At 35.6% G+C, this 13,150-nt stretch carries 9 protein-coding genes; 1 reads left to right on the top strand and 8 read right to left on the bottom strand.

Annotated features, from left to right (window positions below; all coding sequences use genetic code 11):
* Positions 1-783 carry a GLPGLI family protein gene (locus BB050_RS15465; protein ID WP_035691899.1) on the top strand — a complete coding sequence of 261 codons (783 nt, stop codon included), beginning with the start codon at positions 1-3 and terminating at the stop codon, positions 781-783.
* Between the two features lie 267 nt (positions 784-1,050).
* On the opposite strand, the gene BB050_RS15460 is transcribed toward BB050_RS15465, so the two are convergent.
* The 8 genes from BB050_RS15460 to BB050_RS15425 all read right to left on the bottom strand — a co-directional run bounded on the left by BB050_RS15460 (position 1,051) and on the right by BB050_RS15425 (position 12,682).
* Entirely contained in the window at positions 1,051-2,118 is a 1,068-nt protein-coding gene (locus BB050_RS15460; protein ID WP_066034171.1) for a proline racemase family protein, read from the bottom strand.
* Complete coding sequence (lhpI, locus tag BB050_RS15455; protein ID WP_066034170.1) at positions 2,111-3,085, bottom strand: bifunctional Delta(1)-pyrroline-2-carboxylate/Delta(1)-piperideine-2-carboxylate reductase; 975 nt, start codon at positions 3,083-3,085, stop codon at positions 2,111-2,113. The genes BB050_RS15460 and lhpI overlap by 8 nt, the downstream gene beginning before the upstream one ends.
* Positions 3,086-3,341: 256 nt before the next feature.
* A complete protein-coding gene (locus tag BB050_RS15450) occupies positions 3,342-4,508 on the bottom strand; it encodes an alpha/beta hydrolase-fold protein (RefSeq protein ID WP_066034169.1) in 1,167 nt (388 codons plus the stop codon).
* A 35-nt stretch (positions 4,509-4,543) separates the two neighbouring features.
* Positions 4,544-5,659 carry an alpha/beta hydrolase-fold protein gene (locus tag BB050_RS15445; RefSeq protein WP_066034168.1) on the bottom strand — a complete coding sequence of 372 codons (1,116 nt, stop codon included), beginning with the start codon at positions 5,657-5,659 and terminating at the stop codon, positions 4,544-4,546.
* An 18-nt stretch (positions 5,660-5,677) separates the two neighbouring features.
* A complete protein-coding gene (locus tag BB050_RS15440) occupies positions 5,678-6,961 on the bottom strand; it encodes a family 8 glycosyl hydrolase (RefSeq protein ID WP_066034167.1) in 1,284 nt (427 codons plus the stop codon).
* 49 nt (positions 6,962-7,010) lie between these two features.
* Positions 7,011-7,973, bottom strand: coding sequence for a glycoside hydrolase family 43 protein (locus tag BB050_RS15435; protein ID WP_066034166.1), 963 nt, complete (start codon positions 7,971-7,973; stop codon positions 7,011-7,013).
* A 194-nt stretch (positions 7,974-8,167) separates the two neighbouring features.
* Entirely contained in the window at positions 8,168-9,661 is a 1,494-nt protein-coding gene (locus BB050_RS15430) for a RagB/SusD family nutrient uptake outer membrane protein (protein WP_066034165.1), read from the bottom strand.
* A 12-nt stretch (positions 9,662-9,673) separates the two neighbouring features.
* A complete protein-coding gene (locus tag BB050_RS15425; protein WP_066034164.1) occupies positions 9,674-12,682 on the bottom strand; it encodes a SusC/RagA family TonB-linked outer membrane protein in 3,009 nt (1,002 codons plus the stop codon).
* Between the last annotated feature and the right edge of the window lie 468 nt (positions 12,683-13,150).

Genomic DNA, 13,150 nt, shown 5'->3' with positions numbered 1-13,150 from the left:
ATGAAAACAATAATAAATCACATCTTAAGTTTAATAATTATATTGACATGCTGCAATACTTTTTCACAAAACGACCACTTTGTACAAAATGGCATAATCGAATTTGAGAAAAAATCGAATATGTATGCTTTGATTGCAAAAAAAATAAAAGGAGAAACTGATAGTTATTATCAACTTGCTTTTGAAAGTTATAAAAAAAACAATCCCCAATTTAAAACTACAAAAAGCATTCTCAGTTTTTCAAAAAACAAGAGTTTATACAAATGGGATGAAACAAACCAATCAGCAAGCAATAGTTGGATTTCTGACGATGCAATGGCCAATTTAAAAAATGTTATAGCCACAGATCTAGATACAAAAACCAGTATCACACAAAAAAACGTTTACGATAATTTATATTTAGTTAAAGACAGTTTACGCAAAATTGACTGGAAAATTACCGATGAAACCAGAGAAATTGCGGGTTATGAATGCCGCAGAGCAAATGCAATAATTATCGATTCTGTCTATGTTGTTGCCTATTACACAATTCAAATTCCATTCTCAGGCGGCCCTGAATCTTTTACAGGCTTACCCGGAACGATTTTAGGTCTAGCTCTTCCACATGAAAATATTACATGGTTTGCCACAAAAGTTACTGAAATTCCAGTGCTCGAGAAAGATTTGGCTCCTCCAACAAAAGGTAAGCCCACTGACAATAAAGAACTAAACAAAACACTTTTGGAAGCTTTAAAAAATTGGGGAAAATGGGCTAGAAAAACATTGCTGGCCTACTCCTTGTAACAAGTTCTCAAAGACTTATTTTTACACAAAAACTATCTAATCGCTTCTAAGATTTCCAAAATATACAAATGGCCTAGCAATAGTATAGCAGAATCGATGCGCAAAGATTCAAGACATAAATAAAAGTGAAATAAGGGGTTCAAATTTAAAAGTTAAAATTCTGCTTCCCACAAAAATCCTAATCTTTGATTAGGATTTTTTTTGCTCTAAACATAGAAATAAAAAAACTGCGAATCTAATGACCTACAGTTTTTTACATAAAATTAATCATCTAAGTATAAACCCATTCTTCATCGGATCTTTTGGGTCTATTAAAAATGTATTTATTCCTGTTACAAAAGCTGTTCCTTCAACTTGCGGAATTACAGCTTTGAAAGGACCAAATTTTTCTTCTTTCACAAGCGATCCGATAAAGGTACTTCCCGTTATGCTTTCTATGGTGATAAATTGATTCGTATCTATTGCATTTCTTGCTTTTTCAATTGCTATTCTTCCAGAAACACCCGAACCTGTTGGCGAACGATCTACTTCCCCATCGGCAAAAACACAAACATTTCGGCTGTGATTATCTATATCCATTGGCTCATCGATAAAAATAGTTCCGTATAAAAAGCTCAAATCCTCCTCAAACGGATGCTGAATATCTTTATCTTGACTCATTACAGCATGCTTTATATCTACTCCAGCTTGAATAATCGCTCTGTAGTTTTCTTCCGTTAATCCAAAATTCAAATGTGTATTTTTTCTCAGATCGACATAAGCGTAAAAAGCACCGCCATAAGCCAAATCATACACTACATTGCCAATGCCCGGCACATTTAGAATACGATCTAAACTTACTACAAAACTAGGCACACAATGAAACCTCACTCCTATTACTTCTCCATTTACCATATTGGCATACGAAATAATGCGACCGCAAGGAGCATCTATCTTCAATTCATTTTCACCTTCTTTCACATTGATCCAGTTCATTTTTGCAGCCAGCGTGCTTATCGCAATAATAGCATGACCGCACATACTGCTATAACCTTCGTTATGCATAAAAAGAATACCAAAATCAGCGTCTTCATCATTTGGCGGAAGCAAGATACAGCCATACATATCAGCATGACCACGAGGTTCAAACATCAATGCCGTTCTTAAATAATCATAATTTTCTTTTATATCTCTTCGGTATTCTAAAACAGTATTTCCTTTCAGTTCTGGAAAACCTGAAACAATTACACGTAAGGGCTCACCGCCTGTGTGCATATCAATGGTTTTTATCTGTAGTACCGATGGATCGGATTTATAATCTGTATTATTACAAATATTTTGGTAGATGTTAGGCATTTTGTTGTGTTTTTAAATTATACTCTTCATAAAAATATCCCGCTGCAACAAGGTCTTCCAACGCATGTCCAACAGATTTAAAATAGGTAATTTCATCATATGATGTTCTTCCCTGTTTTGCATTGCTGCACAGTTCAAATAAATCTGCTTTTATGTTTTCTTTGGTGATAATTCCATTTGTGAGCGGAATCAAGATGTCGCCACTTTCCTTTAGTCCGCCCTGATAAGTATCAAGGAATAAGCTTGATTTTAAGACTGCCTCATCGTCTGCTTCTCGCATATCTTTTTTATATGCCCCAACAAGATCTACGTGCTGTCCGGCTCTCAGCCATTTTCCTAAAACAAGCGGGACAGGCGATAAAGTCGCTGCTGAAATAATATCAACTTTAGAAATGACTTCTACTATGGTCGAAACTGGTTTGCAGATAAGTGAAGAATTTTTAAGTGCATCGCAAACCAATTGTGCTTTTTCGAACGTTCTTCCCCAAACATAAACTTCTTTTATTGGTCTAACACTTGCATGCGCCTGAATTAAATTAACAGCCAATGCTCCAGTGCCAATCATCAGCATAGAAGAAGCATCTTTTCGTGAAAGATAACTGCTTGCTAACGCAGATGTTGCCGCAGTACGTTTGCCTGTCAGTGATTTTGCATCAAGAATTGCCTTTATATTTCCTTTGTGCCCATCCAAATAAATATAAGTTCCTTGAATTGAAGGCAAATCATATTTTCCATTATTGGGACTTACTGTAACTATTTTTACACCTAAATCTTTACCTGCTTGAAAGGCAGGCATCAGCAGTAATGTTGAATCTTTGCTTTCTTCTGGATTAGAATAATCATGATGATGGCGCATGGGCACCTTGATATCTGAGGTCGAAAATCCTGCCCGAAGTCTTTCTATGAGTTCTTTAAAATTGCATTTCTCTTCAATGAAATGATCTGAAATAAATTGTATTGGCTCCATGTATTTTGTTGAAATTTCACTAAAAATAAAAGATTATTTCACCATAATACTATTTCATCAGCAATTGGATAACATACACTAATTTAAGGTTAATATAGTACAAATTACCTCATTAACATTGTGCACTAAATTGGAAATCGATAACTGGAGATTGGATAAAAAAGAATTATTTCACCAAATGGCTAAATGGAGTTGGGTCTGCTAATCATTATTTTTTTATGATGATTAGCAGACCCAACACAATATTTAGACTGTTTTATTTAAATAATTTAGAAGCAAACTGATGTAAGCATCTTCTCCAAGTAAGCCATTCGTGAGCAGTTTCTGGTGATTCATAATAATCATATTTAATTCCCTGCTGTTCTAACATGGTACGAAAAGCGCCAACTGATTTAGGAAACGGAGCAGGTTCTTTTGTTCCTAATCCAAGCCAGAAAAGTTTAATTTGCTTATTTAAGGCATTTCCGTCTTTATACTTTCCATTTAAAAACGTAGAAGCATCAATGGCATCAGAACTTGGATAATTTGCCGTACCGCTAAATCCTCCATAATAGGCAAAAGTATCCAAATGATTCATCATAATTCTCATGGTCTGATTGGCTCCCATTGAAAGCCCTGCAATAGCCCGGTTTTCACGTTTTGGAATTGTACGGAATTTAGCATCAATCATAGGGATAACTTCCGTAATAAGCACGTCTTCAAAAACAGATTCCTTAGGATTTTTATCTGAGGAATTACTTTCTTGAGCTTTATAAGCATATCCGTTATCCATTACAATTATCATTGGAACTGCTTTTTTTGAAGCAATTAAATTGTCTAAAATTAAGTTAGCTTTGCCTTGTGCAGACCAGCCTGTTTCATCTTCAAAACTTCCATGCTGCAGATAAAGTACTGGATAACGCGTTTTTGTATTTTCGTTATAACCTTCTGGAGTATAAATAAAACAGCGTCTAAATGAATTGGTCAGTTTAGAGAAATAAATATTTTCACTTACCAAGCCGTGAGGCACATTTTTTAAGGCAAAAAAGTCCTGATCTGATGAGGGAATTTCTATACCGCTTCCTAGTCTCCCTGCACCATAAAAATATAAACTTCCAGGATCAGGAACCGAAGCTCCATCAATATTTAACTGATAATAATGAAATCCTTCATCTTGCGGATTTGACTCTCCTGTCCACACGCCCTTATCATCTTTTCGCATATCATATTTTACACCGCCAATATCCAGCTGTACTTTGCTTGCATTTGGTGCCGAAATACTGGCGCGAACACGTCGCTGCGAATTAACCTGAGGAAATATTCTTTCTGGCTGATTCGCTGCTGAAGGTTTAAAATCTTCAGTTATAATCTGCTCAGATTGAGCGTTCACAGACTGAAAATACAAACTAAAAATTGCAATCACTGCGTTAATAGATAGTCTCATACTTATTAGTTTAATTTTTTATAAAAAAATGCGTGTCATTTAAACAAAAGCGGAGCTAATTCTTTGAAACTTCTGCGCCAAGTCAAAAATTCGTGAGCTGTGTTTTCAGAGACGTAAGAAACAGCATTAAATCCTGCATCTTTTAATGTTTTTACTGCAGACTGCACTGATTCTGGTCTTTCGCGGCTGCCACAGCTTATAAAAATCAGTTTAAGTTTTGACTTATCTTTAATCTCCTCTGGCTTATAAATTCCACCGCTTAAAAGCGCATAATGAGAAAAAACATCAGGTTTGTTGAGCGTAATAGAATGCGTTTCCATTCCGCCCATTGACAGGCCAGCCATTGCGCGGTTTGCTTGATTCGAAATCGTACGGAAATTTGAATCAATGTACGGAATTAACTCGTCTACCAGAACCGTTTGAAATGGTTCTATTTTAAAACTTGCCAAACCTCCATACTTAATTTCATTTGTCATTCCGTAAGTCATTACGATGATAAATGGCTTTATTTTACCTTCTGCAATCAAATTATCCATTATTAAGTTTACGCGTCCTTGATTGCTCCAAGCCGTTTCATCTTCTCCCCAACCGTGCTGTAAATACAAAACTGGATATTTTTTGTCTTTATCTTTATGATAAGAAGGCGGAGTATAAACAAAAGCCCTGCGAGATGTATTAGTGCTTTTTGAAGGAAAAAGTACCTGTTGCACATTTCCGTGCGGAACATCTTTTAATGCATAGAAATCCTGATCATGCGCCGGAATTTCGATACCGCTTTCCCAACGTGTAGATCCATAGAAGTTAAGCGCACCTGGATCGTTAAATACACCTCCATCAATAGTTACATGATAATAATGAAAACCTTCATCCATTGCTCCCTCTGTAGTGCCTTTCCAATAACCGTCCTGATCTTTTGTAAGGACAGTTCCACCTTTGGCTCCGCCAAGTCCAAGACTCACTACAACCGATTTTGCTTCGGGCGCTGCAATTTGAAATCGTGCATAGCCTTGAGAATTAACTTTTGGATATTCCTGTCCTGGCTGATTTAGCACTGAAGGCTTAAAATCTTCAATAATTGAATTTGTTTTTGTTTGTGAAAAACCAACAAATCCTGCTAAAATCGATAAGACAACCATTTTATACTGTTTCATGTTTTTTTGCTTTAAAAGTTATTTTACTTCTGGAACAATAATTTGATATTTTCCGCTAAGATGCATTAGGCTAAAAAGATACATCAGTCCATCATAATAGGGATCAAAGTAACCGTCTTCGTAAGGTTCAAGCTTTGCGTTCCAAACTGCATGAACAAAATCTAAACTTTCTTTATCGGGATTGACTAATGATGCTGTTGCTGAAGTGGCTACTAATCCTATAGAATGTCTTAGCTTTTTGACATGGCCAGCTTGAAGGATAAAGTCGGGAGTTGTACCATCCAAATTAAATTGATCTTCAAACTTGTCTAATCCTTTCGATCTAAGAAAATCTTGAAAACGTTTGGCGTATCCTTCCTGCCATTTTTTATCCTTTCCATACCAAGTATAGTCCATTGCCACATTCATCGGAACGCGCCAAGAATCGTAACGAAATCCCGGAGGCATCCACGGCGTGGGATGCGGTTCGCCATTAAACTCAGTATAATCTGAATTTAAACCTGTTACGGGATGGCATGCATTATGTAGAAAATTACGTGAAACTTCTGCACATTCTTTATAAAATTGTTCATGGCCATCTTTAGCATATAATGCCCATATTTCATAGAATGCTGGAACATGGTAAGAGGGATCTGTCCAGTTGTAGCCACCTCCTTCGGGCACAAATGAAATCTGTTTGTATTCGGTGTTTATAATGTTATGTACATTGCCAGTGCCATCTTTTTTCCACATGGCATCTAGTATTTTTCTGGCTTCTTTGTAGTAGTCAATTCCCGTAGTGTTTCCCCATTTGTTAGAAGCAAAAAGAAGGCTTGTAACAAAATATAATTCACCGTCTGAAGCCGAACCTGGAGAATTCTGCTTTTTCGTCAGCGGATTCACGCTCCAAGCAAAATAACCTTCTCTTGGCCCGTCTTGATGCTGCATATATTTTACAGACCATCTCCATAGACGATCAAAAACTTCTTTCTTGTTAAGCTGAACGGCAACCATCATACCATAAGACATTCCCTCGGTACGGGCATCTTTATTTTTAACGTCAGAAACATATCCTAAAGAATCTCCTTCTTCAAAATATACTTTATTTGGACCTTCGAATATATCAAAGTAAGCTTTGGCTACTTTCTTGTCTATTTCAATTTGGCTGTAGCCTGCTTCTTTAAAGAGATTTCTATATTGAGGCCTTTCAGACTCTGTCTTAGCGGTCTTCTTTTTATGCTGTCCTATAACCCACAATGGCGTTATCAGCATGAACAACGTAAACGCCGAAATTTTAATGTTCAGGTTTTTATATACTATCATATTTATCTGTTTAAATAGTAATTCTCCATCAGAGAAACAAAATGAGATTTTATTTTACTAAACCTACACCCTCATTGGTTTGTATAATTTTTTGAATAGTTCCGTCTTTGTTATAATGCATATAGTCTACACAAATTGAACGTCTGTAACTGCCTCCTGTTGGCAAACTTCCGTTGTGATAAAAAAAGTATGACTTTCCTTTATAGTCAATAATTCCAGGATGTGTGGTAAAACTATTCTGCACATTTTCTTGGATAATTCCCTGATACTTCCATGGTCCCGTTATGCTTTTTGCAATGCAATATTCTATCATTTCGGGTTTTGTTCCAGCGCTGGCATACACTAAATAATAAAGTCCTTTTCTTTTGTACACCCACGGTCCTTCGATATAATTTTTAGGTTTGAAAGTGGTAATTTCTCCATCCACCTCTATCATGTTTTTCTTAAGTTTTACCCATTTGCAGCTTCCATTTCCCCAAAACATATAGGCTTGTCCATCATCATCTATAAATACAGTTGGGTCGATATCATCCCAACCATACTTCATATCTGTTGTCATTTCATTTATAATAAGCGCTTTTCCAATGGCGTCTTTAAAAGGACCTATTGGACTATCTGAAACTGCCACGCCTATTGCAGCACCTCCTTGGCTTACTTCGTCTTTTTTATGAAATGTAGAAACAAACCAATAGAATTTTCCATCTCTTTCTATACACTGAGCTGCATAGGCATCACCTGTAGCCCAAGAAAATGTGCTCGGAGAAAGCGGTGCTCCATGATCTTTCCAATCTTTCATATTGGTTGTAGAAAAAACGTGCCAGTCGGCCATTTTATAATTAGTATCTTCCTGAGTTGCCACATCATGTCCTGTGTATAAATACAAAGTGCCTTTATGCACAAGAGGAGCTGGATCTGCAGTGAAAATATCTTTGATAATGGGGTTTTGTGCTTCTGCATGTATTGCAAATACATTACAGAAGAGCACAAATAAAATTTTGCCTGTATTTTTCATTTTTTTTGATTTAATTGAAATAATTACGAAAATGCCTTTAATTTTTCTCCAGTTTTATTTCTGTAAACAATAAACAGCGCAGTAAAATGCGCTGTTTACAAAAAACTAACTTAACTTAACTTAACTTAACTTAACTTAACTTAACTTAACTTGACTTGACTTATTTAACTTAAACTAACCAAAATTTAATTATCTTAATAACCAGGATTGTTATCGCTTGGTTTTATATTAGGATTAGAAGATGTTTCTCTATTTGGTATTGGCCATAATTCACTTTTACCAGCTGTAAAACCTGTACCTTGCAATACATTACTTGCCATACCCCATCTTATAAGATCATCAAAACGAGATTGTTCTCCAGCAAATTCTACTTGGCGTTCGTGCACAATTGCAGCAAAAACCGCTTCTTTGGTTGGTGCAATAGTAGTTGTTAGATTTGCTCTGTCGCGAACTTCTTTAATATATGCTATTGCTGCTGTCTGAGAACCGCCATCTCTTTGGTTTTCACATTCTGCTTTCATAAGCAATACATCTGCATAACGCATTACTTTAAAGTTAATGCTTGAACGTGTCGCTTCGTCTTCTCTATTGTAATAGTTTTGATATTTTTTCCACCCTGCTCTTCTAATACCTGCAGAGGTAGTAAAATTACTTGCCACCATAACTTTGGTTCCTTTTAGATAAGATGAACCAGGAACATAAAAAGTATCTCCAAAGCGATTATCACCTACTTCATACGAATCTAAAAGCTCATCTGATGGGTAAACATTGTACCAGCTAAGATTTCCGTATTCCTGACCTCTAAGAGTTGACTCATCAAAACCAGTTCCGCCGCTATCACCAACAGCTCCCCATTGATCACCAGTTCCATTTTTTTCATCAAACTCAATTTCAAAAATCGATTCTTTACCGTGTTCTGTCTCTTCCATGAAGTTGTTGTAAAAATTACCTTTGTCTTCAAGGCTATAACTTGTCACATTATTCAATGCTGCTAAAGCTTCATTATATTTTTTTTGATATAACAATACCTTACCCAATTGCGCATAAGCTGCTTCTTTATTGGCTCTTCCAACTGCCTCTGAAGCTTTTGGCAAAAGATTTTGTGATGCAAATACAAGATCTTCTTCAATCAAAGCATAAACCTCTGTTTTTGGGCTTCTTGGATTTCCGACAATAGTACCTGTTTTATAAATTGGCACATCGCCAAAACGTCTTACTAATAGGAAATAATAGTACGCTCTTAAAAAATGAGCTTCTCCTAAATATTTGTTCTTTTTTTCTTGAGACAAAACAGAATTTGGAAGAGCATTGATTTTAGGTTCGTTGTCTAACACAAAATTGGCTCTGGATATTCCTGTAAAACAAGATTCCCAATAGTATTGAATAATATCATTTCCTGCATTAAAAGAAAAATCCTGAAATGGCTTTTTGTTACCTTCTAACTGTGGATTTCCTAAAGCATCATGTCCCATAAGGTCCATGGCAAAGAAAAGATTTCTTCCATAAAGTCCTCTTGTCTGAAGGTTGGCATAGGAAGCGTTTACAGCAGACTGTACCTGCGTTTCGGTTTTAAAGAAAGTTTCAGGCGATAAAGTATTGGGATTAGTCAATTCTAATTCGCTACTGTCACATGAAGTTAGAGTTAAAGCTCCAGACAGTACTATAAGTATATATTTAATTTTTTTCATCGTCTTTAAGTATTAAAATGTAACATCAATTCCAAAAATTACCGATTTTGGCTGTGGATATCTTCCTAAATCAATACCTGCTGAATTTGCATTACCATCTGCTCTTGCAATTTCTGGATCTAAACCAGAGTAATTTGTGATTGTAATAAGATTCTGTCCGCTGATGTAGAACCTCGCTTTTGAGAAATAACTTTTAAAAGCATCTCCTGTCAATGTATATCCTAAAGCAATGTTTTTTAATCTTGTAAAAGAGCCATCTTCAATATAACGTTGATTTGCTGAAGACCAGTTGATGTCTGCCCCTTGCGCTCTAGGCAATGTAGCTGAAGGGTTTGTTACCACTCCATTTACAACATTTGCTCTATCTAAAACATCTGTGCTGGCGTTAAATAAACGGTTCATTCCTTTTAAGTCAAAAGTGTTTGCATTATAAATATCGTTACCTGCCACTCCAGTGATAAAGCAATTGAAATCAAAGTTTTTATATGCGGCACTTAGGTTTAAACCGTAAGTAAAATCAGGATATGGATTTCCAATGTTTGTTTTATCATCTGAATTGATCACTTTATTGCCATCACGATCCACAATTTTAATATCTCCTGGTTTTATAGTAGTCTGACCTGGTCCAAAAACAGCATCTACTTCTGCCTGATTTTGGTAAATTCCATTAGTCTGATATCCATAAAAATAGAATAATGGCTGTCCTACTTCTAATCTAGAGAAATTTTCTAAACCTGCTCTTGCAGAAGGACCTCCTAATACGCTTGTCACTCCAGGCGCTAAACCAACCACTTCATTTTTACTTGTTCCTAGATTTGCTACTGCAGACCATGTAAAGTCTCCTTTTCTGTCATTGTAACCAATAGAAACTTCAAAACCGCTTACTTTTACGTCTGCAATATTTTGAATTTGAGTTCCACCACCTGCAGAACCAACAGAAGCAGCAAGAGGAACTGCAAAAAGAATGTCGCTACTTTTATTATTAAAATATTCAAATGAACCGGTTAGCTTATCATCAAATAAACCAAAATCAACCCCTATATTTCGATCTAATTTTGATTCCCATTTCAAATCTGGATTAGCCGCAACACCTAAAGAAACTCCTGGTGCATTTGCGCCTCCAATTGGGTAATTGTAGTTTGCCAATAAAGTAGCACTGTATTGGTAATTATCTATTCTATCGTTTCCTGTTGTTCCTGTACTAGCTCTAAGTTTTAAAGTACTAAAAACAGAATTTTGCATAAAATTTTCTTTTGCAATATTCCACCCTAATGCAACAGAATAGAAATTCCCCCAGCGGTTATTTGCCCCAAAACGAGAAGATGCATCTCTACGCCCTGAAACAGCTAAAAGATATTTGCCATCATAGTCATAGTTGATACGAGCTATATATCCTAAGTTTTTTTCTTCATAATTAGAAGATCCTAAACTCCCTTCATTATATCTCAACTGATCAATTTCGTTTGAAATATAATAACGGCTTCCAGCTGCTAAACTTTGCCCTTTTCCGTCAATTTTAGTGATAACTCCCAACACTTCAAGGTTGTGCTTTTGAGCAATCGTTGTTTTGTACGTTAAGCTATTATCAAAAACGATAGTTTGTCCTTGAGAATTTGTTTCGTTGGTTGAAGAAAAAGCCTGCTTGTGATAAGAACCATCTTGAAAACTTGGAATAAAAGTATGGTCTTTACTTGTGTAGTAATCTAAAGAAACTTGCGATCTGAATTTCAAACCTTTGTAAATTTCTAATTCTGCATAAATATTTCCGATAATAGATAGATTATTTATTTTCTGATACCCCAAATTCGCTACACGTACTGGGTTTTCAGCATCATTTCCGTCAATGGCACTAGGACCTTGATAACCGCCTAAACTATTTTCATTGTAAATCGGAAAATACGGTGCCATTTTAATAGCATGCTCTAATAATGTTCTTCCGCCTGAGCTTCTTTCTGGATTAATCGTGCTGAAAGAAACCCCCATGTTGCTTCCAATCTTTAGTTTACCAATATCCTGTGTATTATTGGCTCTGAAAGAATAACGTTCGAAACCAGTATTTATAATAGCTCCTTCCTGTTTCATATATTCAGCAGAATAACGTCCTGTTGAAGTTTCTGTTCCATTTGAAAAGCTCAAGTTATAATCCTGCATAACACCAGTTTGAAAAATCTGATCTTGCCAGTTGGTATTGATGTTTCCAAACTCAGCTGCTCTAGCCGTTAAGTCGCTTCCTAAATCTTTCGCATATTGAAGGTATTGCTGTGTATTTAAAACACTATATCTTTTTGTTACTTCCTGTCCTCCCACATAAGTGCTAAAACTTAACTGACCTGGACCTTTTTTTCCTTTTTTAGTAGTAACCATAATAACCCCGTTAAAAGCTTTAGAACCATATAAAGCTGTTGTAGAAGCATCTTTCAAAACAGAAATGCTCTCGATGTCATTAGGGCTTAAACCAGAAAGATTCCCAGTTAAAACTCCATCAATTACATACAAAGGGGCACTGTTTCCCATTGTTGCCAGTCCACGAATACTAACGGTAGGATTAGAACCAGGCGCGCCGTTTACGACTGTAACCCCTGCTGCACGTCCTTGCAAAGCAGATTCAGCATTGGTAATAGGCACTGCGGCAATATCTTTTGAACTTACCGTAGAAATCGCTCCTGTAACCTTCGCTCTCTTTTGAGTACCATAGGCCACTACAACTTCATTAAGGTTTTGCGTGTTTTGAACTAGAGTTACATTGATTGAGCTTCTTTCACCTACAGTAATCGTTTGTGAAACTAAACCGACGTAAGAATACGTTATTTTATCAGTAGGATTAACTCCTTTTAAAGAGTACTTACCGTCAAAATCTGTTGATGCGCTATTCTGCGTACCTTCTACATTAACACTGGCACCTGGCAAAGGAAATCCCGAAGGGTCGGTAATCACGCCATGAATGGTCTTTGATTGTGCCATTATACTATGACTGCCAACTATCAGCAGTCCGATTAGTGCAATTTTGAGCTTTAACTTCATATTAATTGTTTTTGTTTGGTTTAAATAGTTAATGGTTTTTTGTTTTTTTAATTAGTAAGGTTCATAATGTTTATTCAGTTTATATTAAAATCTTTTGTGCAAAAGACGATTTCGATAATGAATCCATTTTCACAAACAAGAGATCATCACAAATATAAAAAAACAACTCATAAAACAATCGGTTGCTTTGTAATTTATTTAAAAAAAACTCAAAAAATAATAGAAATAAAAACATTAAAAATATTTTTAAACCGAAAAAAATAAGAAATACATATTTTAAAAATAATATTAAAATAAAAAATAATAAATCTGTAGCCAACTGACTCATTTTCTACAAAAAATATAAATATTTAAAAAAGAAGATAAAACTTTCAAAAAGTACTAAAAAATAAGTAAAATTTTACTAAAAAGAGTTAAAAAGACAAGTTTTGCAATTAACCTTATACCAATATTGATTTAAAAAGAAAT

It is taken from the genome of Flavobacterium anhuiense (genome assembly GCF_001705175.1).
GTDB classification, from domain to species: domain Bacteria; phylum Bacteroidota; class Bacteroidia; order Flavobacteriales; family Flavobacteriaceae; genus Flavobacterium; species Flavobacterium anhuiense.
This window is presented reverse-complemented; position numbering and strand designations above follow the sequence as displayed.